The following is a 20,125-nucleotide window of genomic DNA, read 5'->3' as shown; positions in this document are numbered from 1 at the left end:
CTCCGCTCCGGACCGTGGTGCTCCCGGCCGACCGGGCCTCCCGGCGGATGCGTCAGGAAGCGGTACCGACGGTGCGGAGGCGCTCGAAGAACGCGGCGTCCGCGCGCTCCCGCCGGCGCCCGACCGACCACGCCGTCGCCAGCGCGACGACGCCGGCGACCACGAGCGTGACCACCCAGATCCAGGGTTGGCCGTACGACCACCCGGCCCAGGTGAGGGCCTCCCACAGCACGGCCGCGACGGCCCCGCCCACGGCGGGGGCGAGGAACACGCCCCGCGTCACGTGCCACGGCACGACGATCTGCGCGAACAGGCCGGTCAGGATCCCGCCGAGCACGGCGAAGAGGAGTTCCATGTGGACCGAGGGGTCAGGCGACGAAACCGATGCGGCGCGACTCCTCGGAGCCGACCTCGACGTACGCGAGGGACGCGACCGGGACGATGAACCGTCGGCCCTTGTCGTCCTGGAGCGACAGGTGCGTGGCGCCCGAGGAGAGCGCGGCCGACACGGCCTGCTCGATGTCGGCGGCCGTCTGCTTGGTCTCGAAGGCGATCTCACGCGGGCTGTTGGTGATGCCGATCTTGATGTCCACGAGCACAGCGTATCCGAGGGCCCAGGGGCGGGCTCCGGCGTTCACCCACAGCGCACATGCGCGCCGTCCCGGTGGTGTCGGCGGCCCTCGGTAGCGTGACGGCGTGCCGACCGCGACCTCGACGACCAGTGCGCCCCGCCGTGCCGTCCTGCGCGACGCCGGGCTGACCGGCCGCGGGCGGGCGGGTGCCGCGGTGGTCGTCGCCCCGGTCCTCCTGGACCCCGCGCAGCGGTCCGTGCTCGCGCTGCCGCACGACACGTGCGCCGCCGTGATCGGTGCGCCGGGCACGGGCAAGACCACGGTGCTCGCGCAGCTCGTCGCCCACCTGCTGTCCGAGCCCGGGGGCGTCAGCGCCGACGGGTACACGAGCGTCCTGACCCTGACGTCGTCGCGTCCGGCCGCCACCGCGCTGCGGGACCGCCTGGCGGCGGCCGCGGACCGCGTGGTGCCCGGCGCGCTCGCCCGGACCGTGAACTCGCTCGCCTTCCAGGTCGTCACGCACGCCGCAGCGCTCGTCGGGCAGGAGGCCCCGACGTTGCTGACCGGTGGGGAACAGGACGCGGTCCTCGCCGACCTCATCGCCGGGCACGCCGTCGACGGCACCGGCCCGGCCTGGCCCGATCCGATCACCCCTGCCGTCCGCGAACGTGCCGGCTTCCGGACCGCGCTGCGCGACGTCATGATGCGCACGGTCGCCGCCGGGATCGAGCCCGACGACATGCGCGAGCTCGCAGGCGACCACGGGCGCCCGGAGTGGGCGGCCGTCGGGGACCTCGTCGACGAGTACCGCGCGGCGGTCACGGCGTACCGCGAGACCGCGCTCGACGCGGCGGAACTCGTGGCGTTCGCCACCGCGGCCGTGGCGCGGGGCGAGGTGCCGCCCGCGGTCGCCGCGCTCCGCCACGTCCTCGTCGACGACGCCCAGGAACTCGTGGAGGGCGAGGTCGCGTTCCTCGGTGCGCTCGCCCGACAGGGCGTGCGGATCGTCGCCTTCGGCGATCCGGACATCGCCTCGAGCGCGTTCCGCGGCGCCGAGCCTGACGTGCTCGGTCGCCTGGCGGTCCGGCTCGGCGTGCCGGCCGTGCACGAGGTCGTGCTCGACACCGTCCACCGACACCCGCCCGCGATCCGGGCGCTCGTGAGCGCCGTCACCGCCCGGATCGGTGCGGCGGCCGCGGGGCGGCAGCGGGTGGCGGCCGCCGCGGCTGCGGACGACCGGGCCGACGCCGTGGTGCACCTGGAGGCCCCGAGCCGCGCCGGCCTCGTGGCCGCCGTCGCCCGTCGGTTGCGGGAACACCACCTGTTCGACGGCGTGCCGTGGGAGCGCATGGTCGTCGTCACGCGGAGCGGGGCAGCCGTGCCGGACCTCGTCCGCGCCCTGGCCGTTGCCGAGGTCCCCGCCACCGCCGCGAGTGCTCCGGCGCGCCCGCGGGACGACGTCGCCGCTCGGGCGCTCATCGACGCGGCGGCGGTCGCCCTCGGGGTCCGCGCGCTCGACCCCGCCCTGGCCACCGCGTTCGTGTCCGGGCCGCTGGGCGGCCTCGACGCCCTCGCGGTACGGCGGCTGCGGCTCGCCCTGCGCCGCGAGGAGCTCGCCGCCGGGGGCACGCGCCCGGCGGACGACCTGCTGGTCGAGGCGCTCTCCGGCCCGGACCGCTTCACGACGATCGACGCGGGCTTCGCGCGCCGAGCCGGACGCCTCGCGGCGAGCCTCGAGCGGGCGCGCCGCGATGCCGCCGGGGGCGCCAGCATCGAGGAACTGCTCTGGGGGCTGTGGGAGCGCAGCGGACTCGCCCGCACGTGGGGCGGGCAGTCGGCCGCCGGCGGTGTCGGCGCGGCCGAGGCGGACCGGCATCTCGACGCGGTGGTCGGTCTGTTCACGGCGGCGAAGCGGTTCGTCGAACGCACACCGGACGCCCCGGCGCGTGTGTTCGTGGACGACCTGCTCGGCGCCGACCTGCCCGAGGACACGATCGGACCCGACCGGACCGCCGGCCGGGTCCGCGTGGTGACGCCGCTCGCGACCATCGGGGTGGAGTGCGACGTCGTGGTGGTGCTCGGACTCCAGGACGGCGTGTGGCCGAACACCCGCGTCCGTGGCAGCCTGCTCGACCCCGACGGCCTCGTCCGGGCCGCCGCCGGGATCGAGCGCACACCGACCGACGAGCGCGCCGCCGTGGTCGCCGACGAGCTGCGGCTGTTCGCCAGGGCGGTGTCCCGCGCGACGACACAGGTGGTGCTCGGCAGCATCGCCAACGACGACGAGGCTCCGAGCCCCTTCCTCCGGCTCGTCCCGGTGCCACCCGACCGCACGCCGAACCCCCACCCGCTCTCGCTCCGGGGCATGGCCGGGTCCCTGCGCCGACGGGTCGTGACCACCGGCGATCCGGAAGCCGCATCGGCCCTGGCACGCCTGGCGGCGGAGGGCGTCCCCGGGGCCGATCCGGACGAGTGGTACGGCATAGCCGAGCCGAGCACCGACCGACCCCTCGTCGACCTGACGGCGGAACCGGTGGTGCCGGAGGACGGCGGGGAGGCCGTGCCCCCGACCGTCGCCGTGTCGCCGTCGCGCATCGGGACCTTCGAGGAGTGCCCGCTGCACTGGTTCGCCCAGTCCTTCGGCGGTGGCGCACCGAGCCCGGCCATGGGCATCGGGACGATCGTCCACGACGCCATGGAGCACGCGACCGACGTCGACGTCGAGTCGCTCTGGCGCAGCGTCGAGGACCGGTGGTCCGAGCTCGTGTTCGAGTCCGACTGGATCGCCGAGCGGGAACGCGCTCGGACGCGGCGGATGATCGAGGGTCTCAGCGACTACCTCCGCACCGCTGCCGCCGCCGGCCGTCGCGTCCTCGGTGCCGAGGCGTCGTTCGTGCTGGTGACCGGCCCCGCTCGCCTCCGCGGCAGCATCGACCGGATCGAGGAAGCGCCCGACGGCACCGTCAGCGTCGTCGACCTGAAGACGGGGACGACGATGCCGGGCAAGTCCGCCATGCCGGAGCACGCACAGCTGGGTGCGTACCAGCTCGCGCTCGCCGACGGGGCGGTGGAGGGCCTCCCGGCCGACGTCCCCGTGTCGGACGCACGGCTCGTGTTCGTCGCGAGCGGGCAGGGTGGGCACGCGTTCACGGAACGGATCCAGCCCGCGTTCGACGACGATGCCCGCGCGTCCTACCGGGAGCGCCTGCACACGGTCGCCGAGGGCATGGCGGGGCGGGTGTTCGTCGCCCACGTCGACGACCACTGCGAGCGCGCCCGGACCGGTGTCGAGTGCCGGATCCACGTCGTCGGGGAGGTCACCTGGTGAACGGCGTCCCCACCGCGGAGCAGGACCGGCACGCCGAGGTCGCGCCGACGGCATCGGCGGAGGCGGCGGTCCCGTCGGCTGCGATGCACGCGGCAGCCCGCCCTGCGGCCCGGTACTCGGCGGACGCGATCGCCGACGCCCTCGGGCGGCCTCGCCCCACCGACCAGCAGCGCGCCGTGATCGAGTCGCCGCTCGCGCCGGCGCTCGTCGTGGCGGGCGCGGGGAGCGGGAAGACCGAGACCATGGCCTCCCGGGTCGTGTGGCTGCTCGCGAACGGCGCGGTGCGCCCGGACGAGGTGCTCGGCCTGACCTTCACCCGCAAGGCCGCCGGTGAGCTCGGCGTGCGGATCAACGACCGGATCGCCGCGCTCGAGGGCGCCGGGCTGATCGAGCCCGCCGACGCCTTCGAGGCCCCGACGGTCTCCACCTACAACGCCTTCGCGAACGCGGTGTTCCGCGAGAACGCCCTGCTCGTCGGGCGTGACGGCGAGTCGCAGGTCCTCACGGAGCCGTCGGCCTGGCAGCTCGCGCGACGCGTCGTGGTCGCCGCGCAGGACGACCGCCTGGCGGGTCTGGGCCGGAACGTCGACACCGTCACCGCGGCGCTCGTCGCCCTCAACGGCGCGATGAGCGAGCACCTGGTCGACCCGGACCGGCTCCGTCGCTTCGCGGAGCAGTTCACCGCGCTGCTCGAGCTCCCCGCCACCCGGGGCAAGCCGTCGGCCGCGCTGGTCGGGACGGTGCCGGCCGTCGGCGGACTCGCGCCGCTGGTGGACCTGGTCGAGACGTTCCGACGCCAGAAGACCGAGCGGGGCTTCGTCGAGTTCTCCGACCAGATCGCCCTCGCCCTCGCCGCGGCCGAGGCGGCACCGCGCGTCGCGGACGACCTGCGCGCCCGCTACCGGGTCGTGCTCCTGGACGAGTACCAGGACACGTCGGTCGTCCAGACGCGGTTCCTCGCGCGGCTGTTCCGCGGGCACCCCGTCATGGCCGTGGGTGACCCGCACCAGTCCATCTACGGGTTCCGCGGGGCGAGCGCGGCCAACCTCGCACGGTTCCCCCGGGACTTCGGCGCGGACGACCCGTCGCCCAGGACGTACGCGCTCTCGACGAGCTGGCGCAACCCCGTGTCGGTGCTCGTCGGGGCGAACGCCCTCGTGGCGCCGCTCACCGAGGCCGCGCGCGTCCGCGTCGAGGAACTCAGCCCCCGACCGGGTGCGGAGGTCGGGACGGTCGAGGCACGGTTCCCCGAGACCCTGCCGGAGGAAGCCGCTGCGGTCGCTGACTGGTTCGCCGCCCGCCGGGCGGCGCGACCCGGCACGTCGATGGCACTGCTGCTCCGGGCCCGGAAGGACCTCGCGGCCTTCACCGCGGCGTTGGGTCACCGCAAGGTGCCCTACCGCGTGCTCGGCACCGGCGGCCTGCTCCAGCGGCCGGAGATCGTCGACCTCGTGGCCTGCCTGCGGGTGCTGCACGACCCGTCCGCCGGCAACGAGCTCATCCGCCTGCTCACGGGCGCACGCTGGCGCATCGGTCCCGCCGACGTCGTCGCCCTGCAGCGCGTCGGCCGGTGGCTGTTCGAGCGCGACCACACGCACGCGCGTCTCGACCCCGCGGTCGCGGACGCGTTCCGGGGCTCGGTCGCGGCCGGCGAGCACGGGTCGCTCGTCGACGCCCTCGACTTCGTCGCGACCGCACCCGACGAGCACGGGGCGACCGCCGACATCAGCGCCGAGGGGCGACTCCGGATGCGGGCGCTCGGTGCCGCCCTCGCGGCGCTCCGCGCCCGCGCCGGCGGTGACCTGGTCGACTTCGTCACGCTCGTGGTGCATGAGATGCGGCTCGACGTCGAGGTCGCGGCGCACGAGCAGGGCGCGTCCGACCACCTCGACGCCTTCCTCGACGAACTCGCCGGGTTCGTGGCGACGGACGACCGAGCCGATCTCGGCTCGTTCATCGGCTGGCTCGACGCGGCCGCGCGCCGCGACGACATGGGGCCGCGGAGCGAGGAGCCGGAACCCGGCACCGTCCAGATCCTGACCATCCACGGGGCGAAGGGGCTCGAGTGGGACGCCGTCGCGGTCCCGCGGATGGTGGAGGGCGCGCTGCCGGCCCGTCCGCAGGAGGGCTCGACCGGCTGGCTCGGCTTCGGGCGGCTGCCGTACGAGTTCCGCGGCGACGCCGACGAGCTCCCGCATCTCGCCTGGCGGGGTGCCGAGACCCAGAAGGCGGTCGCGGACGCGATCGCGACCTTCAAGGAGGCCGTCGGGCGCAGCAACCTCGACGAGGAGCGCCGGCTCACCTACGTGGCGCTCACCCGCGCACGGCAGGCGCTGCTCGTGACCGGCTCGTACTGGGGGACCGGCGTGCGCCCGACGGAGCCGAGTCGCTACCTCGCCGACCTCGTCGCCGCCGGTGTCGTGGATCCGGAGGCGATCCCGGCGGGGACCGAGTTCGACGAGAACCCGCTCGCCGACTCCGGCGCGACCATGCCGTGGCCCCACCTGCCGTTCGGCGAACGGGGCGCGCGTGTCCTGGCGGCCGCCGACCGGGTGCGGGCAGCGCACCCGGGTGCCGCCGGACGGTACGCGGCCGACCTCGACCTCCTGCTCGCCGAGCGACGCGCCGCTCACCGCGACCGTCACGTCGTGACCGTGCCCCACCGGATCCCGGCCTCGGGGTTCAAGGACTACCTGACCGAACCCGCCGCGGTCGCGGAGCGGCTCCGTCGCCCGATGCCGGAGCGGCCCTACCGGGCGACCCGCCTCGGGACCCTGTTCCACCAGTGGGTCGAGCGCCGGGCCCGGCCGTCGGGGTCGCTCGAGACCCTCGACGCCTGGGACGGCGAGCTCGACGCCGACGTCGACGAGCACGGCGGCACGGCCGCTGCCCCGTCCGACGACGACGCCCGGCGGCTCGCCGAGTTCCAGGCCACGTTCGCACGGTCCCGCTGGGCCGACCGCACCCCGGTCGAGGTGGAGCGCGAGATCCACATCCCGTTCCTGGGGCACAGCGTCGTGTGCAAGCTCGACGCCGTGTACGAGATCGACGGGCGGATCGAGATCGTCGACTGGAAGACGGGGCGCGCGCCGTCCGGGGCCGAGGACCTGGAGCGGCGGCAGCTCCAACTCGCGCTCTACCGCGTGGCGTACGCGGAGTTCACCGGACGGCCGGTCGAGGACGTCGACGCGGTCTTCTACTTCGTCGCGGACGACCTCGAGGTGCGTCCAGCGGAACTGCTCGACCGAGCCGGTCTGGAGCGCGCGTGGGTGCGTGCGATCGGCTGATCGTCAGGCGTGCCGACGCTCCGTCGACGACAGCAGCTGCTCCACCTCGGTGATCTCCATCGTCTCCGGCGACGCGGCCTGGAGCGGCTGGGCGAGGGGCGAGTGCACCACGTCGACGAGGCGGTGCATCATCGCGACCGCGTCGTCCACGACCTCGGTGCTCTTCACCTGGACGCCGTGCAGGAGCCACTGGGCGGTCTCGAGCTCGTGGTAGAGCCGCGCCCGTTGCGGCACCTGCCGGTCCCGGGCGCCGCCGCCGGCCGTGTAGGCGTGCATGACCGTCTCGAAGGCGGACGCGTTCCGTGCGCTGAGGACCCAGGCGAGATCTCGTGCCGGGTCGCCCAGCCGGAGCTCGCCCCAGCCGAGGACGCCGCTGACGTGGTCGCCCACGACGAGCACCCGATCCGCGGCGAGACCGCCGTGCACCACCGTCGGGGTGAACTGCCACAGCTGTTGGTCGCGCGCGGCGCCCTCCCACCGTTCCGTGAGCGCCGCCGGCACGAGCCCGGTGGCGACGGCCCGGTCCATCACCGACACCGCCGAGCGGAGGATCTCGAACGGTGTCAGCGACGGCAGTCCCGCGTCCGTCACGAAGCTCGTGGGGAGCGCGTGGACCGCGGCGATCGCGCCGCCCAGCGCGGTCGCCAGATCGGGTCGCTCGACGAGCGCGCCGAGGTCGACGTGCGTGCCGTCCACGTAGGTGGTCACGATCGCACGGGTCTGGCCGATGGGTGCCTGTCCGCGGTACTCCGGCACCGCGAACGGGAGGCGCGTCCGGATCCCGGTGCTCAGCGCACGGATGGCGACGAGGTCGGCCGACTGACGCCCCTCGGCTCGCTGGCTGCGTGGACGTCGGATGACGAGCTGCTCGCCCTCGGCGTCACGGAGGACCGCCGAGTCGTAGTCCCCGGCCTGCGCGGAACCGAGCGTCCGGGTGCCGGTGACCACGAGCCCCGGAACGGCCGTGGTGGCCAACGCCGCTAGAGTGAAGTGGGAACCCGCCATGTCCTCAAGGGTAGGTCGGTGCCCTGGTGTCGAACCGACGCCACGCTGTCTCCCGGACGATCATCGCCGCGCACTCGACGCGGCGGTCCCGCCTGGCGTCCCACCGTCTCGGCGTCCGCCCGGGCGCATCGCAGAGAGGACCGCATCGTGTCGCAGGAGTTCGTCGATCGTCTGCCGCTCGCCCGGAACGAGCTCGACCGCGACGGCGAGTACCGGGAGACACCGGACCTCGAGCGGCTGCTCCGAGCCGACCGCGAGACGCGGTTCCTGCCCGTCCGCCGCGCCGCGTTGCTGCGGGAGCCGGACGGTGTCCTGCGGTTCGTCGACGCGGCCGCGATCCCCGAGGGCACCACGCTGCTGTACCTGGGGCGCGCGCTCGCGGACGCCCCGGACGCACCGCGCGGTACGCGGTTCGTCGCGGCCTTCGTCGACGACGCCACTGCCACCGCGATCGAGCCGGACGACACGGCGTGGGAGAACCTCCGGATGTTCGGCACCGAGCTCTCGGCCCGTGACTCCGGCATCGCGGTCGAGGCCGTGGCCATGGCGAACTGGCACGCGGTGCACGGGTTCTCGCCGAGGACCGGCAGCGCCACGACGACCGAGCGTGGCGGGTGGGTGCGGCGCGACCCGGAGGGCCATGAGCACTTCCCCCGGACGGACCCGGCGATCATCGTGGGGGTCACCGACGGCGAGGACCGCCTGCTGCTCGGCTCGAACGCCGCCTGGGAGCCCGGCCGGTACTCGCTCCTCGCGGGCTTCGTCGAACCGGGCGAGAGCCTCGAGGACGCCGTGCGCCGCGAGGTCTTCGAGGAGTCGGGCGTCCACGTGGAGGACCCGGTCTACCTCGGATCCCAGCCGTGGCCGTTCCCCGCGTCGCTCATGCTCGGGTTCCGCGCTCGCGCCGTGGGCGGGGACGCCTCGACGATCCGGCCCGACGGTGTCGAGATCATGGACGTCCGCTGGTTCTCGCGTGCGGACCTCGCGGCGGTCGCCGGACGCTCGGTCCACCTGCCCGGTCGGACCTCGATCGCTCGCGCCATCATCGAGGACTGGTACGGAGCCGAACTCGACGTCCCCTGACGTCGATCGGCCCGGCGTCCCGGCGTCCCGCTGACGAGCCGGACCGAACCGCACGAGAGGGGAGATCGCCCATGGACCCCGAACGCCTGCTCGAGGCGCTCGACCCGGAGCAACGGACCGTCGCACGGCGCCTGCTCGGACCGGTGGCCGTCCTGGCGGGTGCCGGGACCGGCAAGACCCGTGCGATCACACACCGCATCGCGTACGGCGTGGCGACGGGGACGTACGCGCCGAGCCACGTGCTCGCGCTGACCTTCACGACCCGCGCGGCCGGCGAGCTCCGCGCGCGCCTCCGAGCACTCGGCGCCGGTCAGGTCGCGGCCCGCACCTTCCACGCGGCCGCCATGTCCCAGCTGAGCTACTTCTGGCCCGACACCATCGGGGGTCCGGCGCCGCGCATCGTCGAGTCGAAGGGCCGCCTCATCGCGCACGCGGCCGACACGATCGGCATGGGTGTGGACACCGCTGCCCTCCGCGACCTGGCCGCCGAGGTCGAGTGGCGGAAGGTGCAACGCCTGACGCTCGAGGAGTACGAGGCCGCCGCGGCCGACCGCGCGATCCCGACCGGGACGACGCCGCGCCGGGTCGTCGACCTCATGCGTGCGTACGAGGACCTCAAGGACGATCGTCGGCAGCTCGACTTCGAGGACGTCCTGCTCGCGACGCTCGGCATGGTCGAGTCGGAACCGCGGGTCGCGTCGTACGTCCGGCAGCAGTACCGCTTCTTCGTCGTCGACGAGTACCAGGACGTCTCCCCGGTGCAGCACGACCTGCTCCGAGCGTGGCTCGGTGACCGCGACGACGTGTGCGTCGTCGGGGACGCCTCGCAGACGATCTACTCGTTCGCGGGTGCGTCGAGCCGGTACCTCCTCGGTTTCGGCACCGACTTCCCCCGCGCCTCGGTCGTCCGCCTCGAGCGGAACTACCGGTCGACGACCGAGGTCGTCCACGTCGCGAACACGCTCATGCGCGGGCAGCCGGGGGCGCTCGACCTGGAGGCCCGCACGGACGAGCCGGGGCACCCACCGGAGGTCGTCCCCGTCGCCGACGACGCGGCCGAGGCGCGCGAGGTCGCCCGCCGCGTCGCCGATCGCATCGCCGGCGGGGCGCGGCCGTCGGAGTGCGCCGTGCTGTTCCGCATCGGAGCGCAGTCCGCGGCGCTCGAGGCGGCACTCGGGCGCGCGGGTGTCCCGACGCGCGTGCAGGGCGGCCCACGGTTCTTCGACCGGCCCGAGGTGCGCCAGGCCGTGCTGCTCCTCCGGGGTGCGGCGATGAGCATCACGGACGAGCCGGTGACGAAGACCGTGTCCGACGTCCTGCGGTCCCTCGGCTGGGCCGCGTCGCCGCCCGATGCCGCCGGTGCGGGTGCGGTGCGCGACCGGTGGGAGGCGCTCCAGGCGATCATGGGCCTCGCTGAGCAGGCCGCGCCCGGCACCACCCTCCAGCGCTTCGCGGCGGACCTCGTCGACCGCGAGGCGACCCATCACGAGCCCGAGGTCGAGGCCGTCACGCTCTCCACCCTCCACTCGGCGAAGGGGCTCGAGTGGCCGCACGTGACGATCGTCGGGGCGTCGGAGGGCCTCTTGCCGATCTCGTACGCGACGACGGACGCCGAGGTCGACGAGGAGCGCCGCCTGTTCTACGTCGGGGTCACGCGGGCGCGGGCCTCGCTGACGGTCACGTGGGCGCGGCGGGGATCGGGGCGCGGAGGAGACCGTCAGCCGAGTCGTTTCCTGGCAGCGCTCGGCACGCGCACCGTGGATGCGGCAGCAGCGTCCGGCTCGTGACCGCGAGCGTCTCGCGGTCGACGAACACCTGCACGCCAGCCGCGTGACCGGTGGTGGCGTCCCGGTCAGCGGACGCGTCGCCGTCGCCGTCGCCGTCGCCGACGCCCTCGCCGTCGGTGACCGAGGTCGTGATCGGTCCGGCGCCCGTCCCGGTGCCCAGCCGGTCGAGCGCCAGGCGGCACGCGATCGCGGCCACCGCTGCCGCGCGGTGGGGTGACAGCGGCGCGGCGCGTCGCCCCCACAGTTGTGTCGCGAGCGTGGGCCAGTGATCGTCCTCGTCCACCCGCGCGAGCTCGACGCAGTGCAGGCACGGACCGCGGTCCGGCTCGACGACGGGGCCGACCCGGACGCGCCCGTCGCCGACGACGACGGTGAGCTGCGGGAGGTCGCGGAGCAGCCACGCCGACCGCAGGGCGGGATCGAGGACGTGGTCCGCGACCGCCAGAGCCAGGTCGGCCTCCGGGGTCGCCGGTCCATGCGGTTCCCCCGCTGGAGGATCGGGCTGGGCCACCGTCACGCCCTCGCCGCGCAGGTGCCCCTGCAGCAGGTCGACGACCGGCCCGGATCCGTGGAGTTCGACGCACCGTCGGCGTGCGACCGGCCGGTCGACCAGCACGGGCGCGACCGCCGCGAGCACGCCGGCCGCCGCTGCCGGGCCGCACCGGGCCTGGGCGGCGAGAGCGGGGAGGGCCTCACGGCTCGTCTCACGCCGGAGGGACGTCAGGAAGCGCTCCTCCGCCACAGAGGCGACGGGGACCACAGCCCGTGGCGGATCCACCCCGATCTGCACCGTGTGCAGGTCGCGCCAGACGAACTCGAGCGACGGATCGATGCGGATGCCCATGTCCGGCAGTCTCGCCGGTCCGGGGCGGACGGTTCCCGGACCTCCCGGCAGTTGTGGAGAACCGGGACCTGTGGACGAGCGCTAGTCGTCGTCGCGCGCCGTGCCGTCCGGCGACTCGTGCGGACGGTCGTCCGTCGTGTCGTTGAGCAGGTCCTCGAGCGCGCGGTCGATGTCGTCGGAGGCCGTGCCCGGGTCCCGCAGCCGCGCGACGAGCGCGTCGGGGTCGTCGATGTCCGCGGACGTCGGGACGAGGTCCGGGTGCGACCAGAGCGCGTCGCGCTGCTCCGGGCCCAGCTCGTCGACGACCCGCTGCCACATCGCCGCGGCCTCGCGTAGCCGCCGCGGCCGGAGTTCGAGACCGACCAGCGTGGCGAACGCGGACTCCGCGGGACCGCCCGCGGCGCGACGTCGACGCACCATCTCGGCGATGGCGGCCGACCGGGGCAGGCGCGTGGTCGCCGCCGCGGTCACGACGTCGACCCAGCCCTCGATCAGCGCGAGCATGGTCTCGAGTCGCGCGAGCGCCTGGTCCTGCTCGGGCGTCCGCGGGGGGATGAGGGCGCCGCTCGACAGGGCGTCGCGCAGCTCCTCGGCGTTCGAGGGGTCGAAGCCGCTCGCGAGTTCCTCGATCGCGGAGGTGTCGACGTGGATGCCACGTGCGAACTCGGTGATCGAGGAGATGAGGTGGAGGCGCAGCCACCGCGCCGAGCGGAACAGGCGCGCGTGCGCGAGCTCGCGGACCGCCAGGTAGATCCGGACCTCGTCGACGGGGACGTCGAGGCCCTCGGCGAAGGCGGCGACGTTCTGCGGCACCAGGGCGGCCTGCTGGTCGTCGAGGAGCGGGACCCCGACGTCGCCGCCGGACACGACCTCGGTCGCGAGCTGCCCGACGACCTGTCCGAGCTGCACCGCGAACAGGGCGCCGCCGACGCTCCGCATGATGCGACCGGCACCGCTGAGCATGCTCCGGAGCTCCTCGGGCGCCTGCTGGTCGATGACCTCGGTGAGGGCGTCGGCGATGCTCGTCGCGACGGGCTCGGCGATCTGGCTCCAGACCGGCATCGTCGCGGACGCCCACTGCTCGCGTGTCATGAGGCGCGGCGCCGCGGTGAGCTCGGCGACCGAGGTGACGTCGTCCAGCCACAGTGCGGCGACCTGGAACGCCTGCGTCAGCGCGGCGCTCGTCGCCGGGTCGACGCCCTGGCCGCCCTCGCGAGCAATCGCGACCGCGCGCTCCGTGGCAGCCGAGAAGTCGATGCCGTCGCCGCCGCCGCGGACCGCGTCCTGCAACTGCCCCATCAGCCGGGCGACGAAGGCCGGGTCGTTCGGGAGCCCCGCGGCGCCTGCGAGCTGGGACGGATCGATGTCGGCACCGCCGGAGAGGAGGCGGCGCAGCATCTCCTGGAACTCGTCGTCCGGTTGCCGCTGCGGATCATCAGCCATGCGCACTACGCTAACCGCTGCCCTGCACCCGGACCTGGGACGTGCCCCTCGGACGCCCGTTCGCGCTGCGCCGTGGGCGAACACGCGCTCCCGTGACCGGGACGCGCGGAGCACCGGCCCGTCGGAAGGACCTCGTTGACCCTCTTCGCCCCGGCTCCTGCCCGCCCGCGTTCCCGCGCTCGCACCGTCGGCTGGGTGCTCGTCGTCGCCGCGGTCGTCCTCGCCCTCCTCGCCACCGTGCTGCCGAGCCCGTACGTCATCGAACTGCCGGGCCCGGTGTTCAACACCATCGGCACGCAGCAGCAGGGCACCGCGGCGAAGCCGAAGCGGGTGCAGCTCATCCAGGTGTCGGGACACCCCACCTACCCCACGGCGGGCGCGCTCGACATGCTCACCGTGAGCGTCGAGGGCACCCAGACCGAACGCCCGTCGTGGCTCAGCGTCATCCGCGCGCTGTTCACGAAGTCCGAGGCCGTCGTCCCCGCCGAGGCGATCTACCCGACCGGCGAGACCACGGAGCAGGTGAACAAGCAGGACGCCGCCGACATGGCGGACTCCCAGCAGGCGGCGGTCGCGGCGGCCCTCGTCCACCAGGGGTTCACGGTCGGCTCCACGCTCACCGTCTCGGCGGTCGAACCCGGGTCGGCGGCCGATGGCGTCCTGCGCGAGGGCGACGTCATCGAGTCGATCAACGGGAGGTCGTTGACGCACGACAGCGACGCCAGCACCCTCCGCGCGCGCGTGACCGCGAACGGCGCCGGGACGGCCGCCACCCTCGTGGTCCGTCGCGACGGCGCCACCCGGACCGTTTCGATCGCACCGAAGGCCTCCGACGGTGCGGTGCTCCTGGGCATCGGCGTCAGCCAGCACTACGACTTCCCGTTCTCGGTGAAGATCCGCCTGCAGGACGTCGGTGGCCCGAGCGCCGGCATGATGTTCGCGCTCGGGACCATCGACAAGCTGACGCCCGGGCACCTCAACGGCGGAGCCCACGTGGCCGGGACGGGCACGATCGACGTCGACGGCGACGTCGGTGCCATCGGTGGGATCCGGCAGAAGCTCTACGGTGCGCGCTCGGCGGGCGCGACGGTGTTCCTGGCCCCGGAGAGCAACTGCGACGAGGTCGCCGGACACGTCCCCGACGGGCTCGACGTCTACGCGGTGTCGACGCTCCGGCAGGCCGTGCACGACCTGTCCGTCGTCCGGAGTGGCGCGAGCACCGCCCACCTGGCGCGCTGCGGATCCTGACCGGGGTCTGCCGCCGTCCATGGCACGCCGGGGCGGCTCCGGGCGGTTCCACCGACGCTCCACAGCCTGCGCTCCGCCCAGCGTGATCGTCAGCCCGAACCCATAGGATCAGGGTCCCGACGGCTGCGACGCCGTCGTGTCGACACGTCTGGAGCTCACCTGGTGACGAACACATCGTCCGCTGTCCGGCGGCGCTCGCCGCGGATCCCGATCGTCGTCACGATCATCGTGCTGGCGGCGCTGGTGATCGCGTTCTTCGTCTTCGCGAGCCTGTACACCGACTACCTCTGGTTCGCGCAGCTCGGGTTCCAACGCGTCCTCACCACCCGGTGGCTCGCCGGCACCGCGATGTTCTTCGCCGGTTTCCTCGGCATGGCGGTGCCGGTGTACGTCAGCATCGCCGTCGCCTACCGGTTCCGGCCGGTCTACGCCAAGCTCAACGCCCAACTCGACCGCTACCAGCAGGTCATCGAACCGCTCCGCCGCGCCGTCATGTTCGGCGTGCCGTCGGTCCTCGGACTGTTCGCCGGCCTCGCGACCGCGCCGCGCTGGAGCCTCGTGCTCGCCTACTTCAACCGCACGCCGTTCGGCCGCGTCGACCCCCAGTTCCACCTCGACATCGCGTTCTACGTGTTCGACCTGCCGTTCTGGCGTGCGCTCGTCGCCTTCGCCTCCGCTGTCGTGCTCATCGCCGGACTCGCCGCCGTCGCCGCCAGCTACCTGTACGGCGCGCTCCGCTTCGGCAGTCGGGAGGTCCGGATCTCGCGGACCGCTCGGGTCCAGTTGGCCGTCACCGCGGCCCTGTACGTGGCCCTGCAGGCCGTCAGCCTCTGGCTCGACCAGTACGCGACCCTCTCGAAGGACAACTCGCTCATCACGGGTGCGCAGTACACCGAGGTCAACGCGACCATCCCCGGGCGCGAGATCCTCGCGGGCATCGCCGCCGTCGTCGCGCTCCTGTTCGTCGTGACGGCGGTCATCGGCCGTTGGCGGATCTCGGTCGTGGGCACCGCGCTGCTGCTCGTGTCGGCCATCGTCGTCGGCGGGATCTACCCCTGGGTCGTCCAGCGCCTGCAGGTGGCACCGAGCGAGCGCAGCTACGAGTCGGCGTTCATCCAGCGCAACATCGACGCGACCCGGTCCGCGTACGACGTCGCGGGAGTGAAGGAGCGTTCGTACGACGCCAGGACCGACACGCAGACCGGAGCGCTCGCGTCGGACGCGCAGACCACGGCGAACATCCGCATCATCGACCCGTCGATCGTGTCGGAGTCGTTCAGCCAGCTGCAGCAGTACCGCCAGTACTACAAGTTCCCCTCCACCCTCGACGTCGACCGCTACGACATCGACGGCACCTCCGAGGACACCGTGATCGCCGTGCGCGACATCGATGTGGAGGGCCTCGGCTCCTCGGCGACGCAGTACAACCGCACGTTCGTGTACACACACGGGTACGGGGTCGTCGCCGCGTACGGCAACCAGCGCACGAGCGACGGCAAGCCCGTGTTCCTCGAGTCCGGCATCCCCTCGACGGGCGACCTCGGGGACTACCAGCCGCGCGTGTACTTCGGCGAGAGCTCGCCCGCGTACTCGATCGTCGGGGCGGCCAAGGGGACGAAGAAGATCGAGCTCGACTACCCCTCGGGCGCCGAGGACGCTGCGGCGAGCAACGCGACGACCACGTACCAGGCGAACGGCGGACCGAGCATCGGCAACGTGTTCAACCGTCTCGTCTACGCGGCCAAGTTCGGGTCGGAGCAGATCCTGCTGTCGAACGCGGTGAACGCGGATTCGCAGATCCTGTACGACCGCGATCCGCTCCAGCGGGTGCAGAAGGTCGCGCCGTACCTGACGCTCGACAAGGACGTCTACCCGGCGATCGTCAACCACCGGATCGTCTGGATCGTCGACGGCTACACGACGACCGACGCGTACCCGTACTCCCAGAGCGCGAGCCTGTCGGACAGCATCAACGGCACCACCTCGTCCGGGTACAACACCGACCAGGTGAACTACATCCGGAACTCGGTCAAGGCGACGGTGGACGCCTACACGGGCAAGGTCACCCTGTACTCCTGGGACGCGAAGGACCCGCTGCTGACGACGTGGAAGAAGATCTTCCCCGCGACCGTCCAGCCGATGTCGTCGATGAGTGCCGAGCTGCTCGACCACGTGCGGTACCCGACCGACCTGTTCAAGGTGCAGCGGACCATCCTCGGGACCTACCACGTCACGAACGCGAACTCGTTCTACTCCGGTGACGACGCCTGGGTCACGCCGCAGGACCCGTCGTCGAGCTCGTCGAGTTCGTCCACGTCGAGGGTCACCAGCGCACTCGGCACCACCACGACGACCTCGAGCGCCGACCTGCAGGACCCGTACTACCTCACGATGAAGGTCCCGGGGGAGCAGACGGCCTACACGCTCTACTCGACCTACATCCCGCAGCAGTCGGGGTCGAACGCGCGGAACGTGCTCACGGGGTACCTGTCGGTCGACTCGGACGCCGGCGGCCGCGGCAAGGGCAAGCGCTCGAAGGCGTACGGGCGTCTGTCGCTCCTGACGATCCCGAAGACCGACAGCGTGCCCGGTCCGGGTCAGGTCCAGTCGTCGTTCAACGCGGACACCGACGTCTCCACCGAGCTGAACATCCTGAAGCGGGGTGACACGACGATCAAGCGCGGCAACCTGCTGACGCTGCCGATCGGCGGCGGCTTCCTGTACGTCCAGCCGGTGTACGTGCAGTCGACCTCGAACACGTCGTACCCACTACTGCAGAAGGTCCTCGTCGCCTTCGGGGACAAGATCGCGTTCGAGGACACCCTCAACGACGCGCTCAACTCGTTGTTCGATGGGAACTCCGGTGCCGCGGCGGGTGACCAGGGCGCGTCGACGGGCTCGAGCGGTACCGGTTCGGGTACCAGCGGATCCAGCGGATCCGGCTCGAGCGACACGGGTTCCGACTCGGGCGCGAGCGGTTCCGGTGGATCGAGCGGCGCGGGATCGGTCAGCGCGAACGCCGCCCTCCAGCAGGCGCTCCAGGACGCGAGCCAAGCGCTCCAGGACCGTCAGCAGGCCTACGCCGACAACGACCTCGTGGCGGCGGCCGAGGCCGACAGGCGACTGCAGCAGGCGGTGCAGGACGCGCTCCAGGCCGAGTCGAACGGTGCGACCACGGGGTCGAGCAGCTCGACGAGTTCGTCCAGCAAGTGATCCGGATCGGGGCCCTCGCGTGCGCGGTCGGCCCCGATTCGCGTCCTCGTCGCGGTCGTGTTAGGCTTCTGAACCGTGCCGCGGGGTGGAGCAGTTCGGTAGCTCGCTGGGCTCATAACCCAGAGGTCGTAGGTTCAAATCCTGCCCCCGCAACAAGATGAAGGCCCGGTCCGTCAGGACCGGGCCTTCTGCGTTCCCGCTCCGGTGTTCCCCGTTGGTGCGTTCCCGGTCGAGGGCGGAGCAGACACGGCGCGTCGGTGGGGTCGCGTGCCTCCCGGCCGGTGTCTACGCTCGTGACCGTGCCCGCCACCCTGACCATCGCCGTCGCCCAGTTCGCGCCGGTCGCTGACGTCGCCGCGAACGTGGCGACCATCGGTGCGGCGGCGGACGGCGCCTCCGCCCGTGGTGCCGACGTCCTCGTCGCACCGGAGTACAGCTCGTTTTTCGAGCCCGAGCTCGGCCGTTCGTACGTCGATGCCGCAGAGCCGCTGGACGGCCCGTTCGTCTCGGGGCTCGCGCGGCACGCGAGGAGGACGGGCCTCACCATCGTCGCCGGCATGAGCGAACGCGGTACGGACGCCGACCGGTTCCGCAACACGGTCGTGGCGGTCGGCCCCGACGGTCACGTCGTGCTCGCCTACCGCAAGGTGCACCTCTACGACGCGTTCGGCGCTCGGGAGTCGGAGTGGATCGAGCCGGGGGATCCGGAGCAGGAGCCCGTGTTCGAGCGCGGCGGCGTACGGATCGGCGTCGAGACGTGTTACGACCTCCGGTTCCCCGAGGTCAGCCGTCGGCTCGCGGTCGCTGGCGCGGACGTCCTGCTCGTGCCGGCGGAGTGGGTCCGGGGGCCGGGCAAGGAGCACCACTGGCGGACACTGCTGGCGGCTCGGGCGATCGAGAACACCGTGTACGTGGTCGGTGCCGGGCAGACACCCCCGGTCGGCGTCGGCCACTCGGTGGTGCTCGACCCGTCGGGCGTCGTCGTCGCCGGGCTCGGAGCGGATCCGGGCCTCCTGGCCGCGACGATCGAGACCGCGACCGTCGAACGCGTGCGGGCGGTCAACCCGTCGCTGGCGTTGCGCCGTTACGCGGTCACACCGCGGTAGCGCGGAGTGCCGCGAGCCGGCCGGCGGCCTCCTCGAGCACCTCGCGGCGCTTGCAGAAGGCGAAGCGGACGAGGGAGCGGTAGCCGGCCGCGTGGTCGGGTCGGACGAATGCGGTCACGGGCACTCCGACGACCCCGGCGAGGCGCGGGAGGTCCAGGCAGAGCGCGCGGGCGTCCGGAGCGCCGAGGGGGGCCGCGTCCGCGATGACGAAGTACGTGGCGTCCGGCAGCATGACGTCGAAGCCGGCGGCGGTGAGGCCGGCCGCCAGCAGGTCGCGCTTGACGCGCAGGTCGTCGGCCACGCCCTGGAACACGGCGTCCGGCAACCGGAGGCCGACCGCCACCGCGGGTTGGAACGGCGCGCCGTTCACGAAGGTGAGGAACTGCTTGACCGCGAGCGCCGCGTCCACGAGCGCGGCCGGGCCGCTCAACCAGCCGATCTTCCACCCGGTGGTGCTGAAGGTCTTGCCGGCGCTCGAGACCGTGACGGTGCGTTCCCAGGCGCCGGGCAGGGTCGCGATGGGGACGTGCGGGACGCCGAACGTGAGGTGCTCGTAGACCTCGTCGGTGAGGATCACCGCGTCGTGCCGCTCGGCGAGTTCCACGATGGTCGCGAGGACCTCGCGCGGCAGGACCCGACCGGTGGGGTTGTGCGGCGTGTTGACGAGGATCACCCGGGTCCGGTCGGTGACCGCGGCGCGGAGTGCGGCCTCGTCGGGCAGGAAGTCCGGTGCGACCAGGGGGACGGTGACGTGCGTCCCGCCCGCGAGGCGGATGAGCGCGCCGTACGCGTCGTAGAACGGCTCGAAGGTGACGACCTCGTCCCCGGTGTCGACGAGGGCGAGCAGGGTGGCCGCGAGCGCCTCGGTGGCCCCGGCCGTCACGAGGACCTCGCGCTCCGGGTCGAGGTCGATCCCGTGGAACCGCCGCTGGTGCTCGGCGATGGCGGCGCGGAGGTCCGGGATGCCGCGGCCCGGCGGGTACTGGTTGACCCCGGCGAGCACGGCGGCGGCCGCGGCCTCGACCACCGCGGCAGGCCCGTCCTGGTCCGGGAACCCCTGGCCCAGGTTGATGGCGCCGGTGGCCGCCGCGAGCGCGCTCATCTCGGCGAACACGGTCGGGGCGGGTCGTCCGTCCGGGGCGAGCAGCATCGCTCCCTCGGCGGCGCGGAGCCAGGGTCCGGTGGTTCGCATGCTGCTCCCGTCTCTGG

13 protein-coding genes and 1 tRNA gene are annotated in these 20,125 nt (G+C 73.3%); 8 read left to right on the top strand and 6 right to left on the bottom strand.

All coding sequences use genetic code 11. From position 1 onward, the window contains the following. Window positions 1-52: 52 nt before the first annotated feature. Together DEI93_RS12040 and DEI93_RS12035 are read right to left on the bottom strand one after the other, a co-directional pair. Window positions 53-355 (bottom strand): hypothetical protein, encoded by a 303-nt coding sequence (locus DEI93_RS12040; RefSeq protein ID WP_111120294.1) that lies wholly within the window; start codon window positions 353-355, stop codon window positions 53-55. Between the two features lie 13 nt (window positions 356-368). Continuing rightward, window positions 369-593: a DUF3107 domain-containing protein gene (locus DEI93_RS12035; protein ID WP_111010909.1), complete on the bottom strand. Its 225-nt coding sequence runs from the start codon at window positions 591-593 to the stop codon at window positions 369-371. Between the two features lie 103 nt (window positions 594-696). On the opposite strand from DEI93_RS12035, the gene DEI93_RS12030 reads away from it, so the two are divergent. Together DEI93_RS12030 and DEI93_RS12025 are read left to right on the top strand one after the other, a co-directional pair. After that, window positions 697-3,900: a UrvD/REP family ATP-dependent DNA helicase gene (locus DEI93_RS12030; protein WP_111120295.1), complete on the top strand. Its 3,204-nt coding sequence runs from the start codon at window positions 697-699 to the stop codon at window positions 3,898-3,900. A gap of 83 nt (window positions 3,901-3,983) precedes the next feature. Beyond that, window positions 3,984-7,187 carry an ATP-dependent DNA helicase gene (locus DEI93_RS12025; protein WP_111120311.1) on the top strand — a complete coding sequence of 1,068 codons (3,204 nt, stop codon included), beginning with the start codon at window positions 3,984-3,986 and terminating at the stop codon, window positions 7,185-7,187. A 3-nt stretch (window positions 7,188-7,190) separates the two neighbouring features. Here DEI93_RS12025 and DEI93_RS12020 read toward each other — a convergent pair whose 3' ends face one another. Continuing rightward, window positions 7,191-8,192 carry a phosphotransferase gene (locus tag DEI93_RS12020; RefSeq protein WP_111120296.1) on the bottom strand — a complete coding sequence of 334 codons (1,002 nt, stop codon included), beginning with the start codon at window positions 8,190-8,192 and terminating at the stop codon, window positions 7,191-7,193. Between the two features lie 147 nt (window positions 8,193-8,339). Here DEI93_RS12020 and nudC point away from each other — a divergent pair, with 147 nt between their 5' ends. After that, a complete protein-coding gene (nudC, locus tag DEI93_RS12015; protein WP_111013633.1) occupies window positions 8,340-9,275 on the top strand; it encodes an NAD(+) diphosphatase in 936 nt (311 codons plus the stop codon). A 71-nt stretch (window positions 9,276-9,346) separates the two neighbouring features. Beyond that, window positions 9,347-11,062, top strand: a complete 1,716-nt coding sequence (locus DEI93_RS12010; protein ID WP_111013632.1) for an ATP-dependent helicase — start codon at window positions 9,347-9,349, stop codon at window positions 11,060-11,062. On the opposite strand, the gene DEI93_RS12005 is transcribed toward DEI93_RS12010, so the two are convergent. Continuing rightward, window positions 10,953-11,906: a hypothetical protein gene (locus DEI93_RS12005; protein ID WP_181436100.1), complete on the bottom strand. Its 954-nt coding sequence runs from the start codon at window positions 11,904-11,906 to the stop codon at window positions 10,953-10,955. The two genes, DEI93_RS12010 and DEI93_RS12005, sit on opposite strands and share 110 nt — an antisense overlap. 81 nt (window positions 11,907-11,987) lie before the next feature. After that, window positions 11,988-13,349 carry a zinc-dependent metalloprotease gene (locus DEI93_RS12000; RefSeq protein ID WP_111036484.1) on the bottom strand — a complete coding sequence of 454 codons (1,362 nt, stop codon included), beginning with the start codon at window positions 13,347-13,349 and terminating at the stop codon, window positions 11,988-11,990. 135 nt (window positions 13,350-13,484) lie between these two features. Between DEI93_RS12000 and DEI93_RS11995 the strand changes: the two genes are divergently transcribed. The 4 genes from DEI93_RS11995 (at window position 13,485) to DEI93_RS11980 (ending at window position 18,916) form a co-directional block, all read left to right on the top strand. Next, window positions 13,485-14,597, top strand: a complete 1,113-nt coding sequence (locus DEI93_RS11995) for a YlbL family protein (protein ID WP_111120298.1) — start codon at window positions 13,485-13,487, stop codon at window positions 14,595-14,597. A gap of 162 nt (window positions 14,598-14,759) precedes the next feature. Next, complete coding sequence (locus DEI93_RS11990) at window positions 14,760-17,810, top strand: UPF0182 family membrane protein (RefSeq protein WP_181436101.1); 3,051 nt, start codon at window positions 14,760-14,762, stop codon at window positions 17,808-17,810. 79 nt (window positions 17,811-17,889) lie between these two features. Continuing rightward, window positions 17,890-17,963 (top strand) — tRNA-Met (locus DEI93_RS11985). A gap of 146 nt (window positions 17,964-18,109) precedes the next feature. Continuing rightward, entirely contained in the window at window positions 18,110-18,916 is an 807-nt protein-coding gene (locus DEI93_RS11980; RefSeq protein ID WP_111120313.1) for a carbon-nitrogen hydrolase family protein, read from the top strand. Here DEI93_RS11980 and DEI93_RS11975 read toward each other — a convergent pair. Further along, a complete protein-coding gene (locus DEI93_RS11975; protein ID WP_111120299.1) occupies window positions 18,903-20,108 on the bottom strand; it encodes an aminotransferase class I/II-fold pyridoxal phosphate-dependent enzyme in 1,206 nt (401 codons plus the stop codon). The two genes, DEI93_RS11980 and DEI93_RS11975, sit on opposite strands and share 14 nt — an antisense overlap. Window positions 20,109-20,125: the final 17 nt, after the last annotated feature.

This window comes from Curtobacterium sp. MCBD17_035 (genome assembly GCF_003234815.2).
Taxonomy (GTDB): domain Bacteria; phylum Actinomycetota; class Actinomycetes; order Actinomycetales; family Microbacteriaceae; genus Curtobacterium.
The sequence above is the reverse complement of the archived record's forward strand: the minus strand, read 5'-3'. Positions and strand labels throughout refer to the sequence as shown.

Excerpts from the sequence above, each read along its gene's own strand:
- DEI93_RS12040 (WP_111120294.1), bottom strand. The coding sequence starts at position 355 with ATGGAACTCCTCTTCGCCGTGCTCGGCGGGATCCTGACCGGCCTGTTC.
- DEI93_RS12025 (WP_111120311.1), top strand. The coding sequence starts at position 3,984 with ATGCACGCGGCAGCCCGCCCTGCGGCCCGGTACTCGGCGGACGCGATC.
- DEI93_RS12020 (WP_111120296.1), bottom strand. The coding sequence starts at position 8,192 with ATGGCGGGTTCCCACTTCACTCTAGCGGCGTTGGCCACCACGGCCGTT.
- DEI93_RS12010 (WP_111013632.1), top strand. The coding sequence starts at position 9,347 with ATGGACCCCGAACGCCTGCTCGAGGCGCTCGACCCGGAGCAACGGACC.
- DEI93_RS12005 (WP_181436100.1), bottom strand. The coding sequence starts at position 11,906 with ATGGGCATCCGCATCGATCCGTCGCTCGAGTTCGTCTGGCGCGACCTG.
- DEI93_RS12000 (WP_111036484.1), bottom strand. The coding sequence starts at position 13,349 with ATGGCTGATGATCCGCAGCGGCAACCGGACGACGAGTTCCAGGAGATG.
- DEI93_RS11975 (WP_111120299.1), bottom strand. The coding sequence starts at position 20,108 with ATGCGAACCACCGGACCCTGGCTCCGCGCCGCCGAGGGAGCGATGCTG.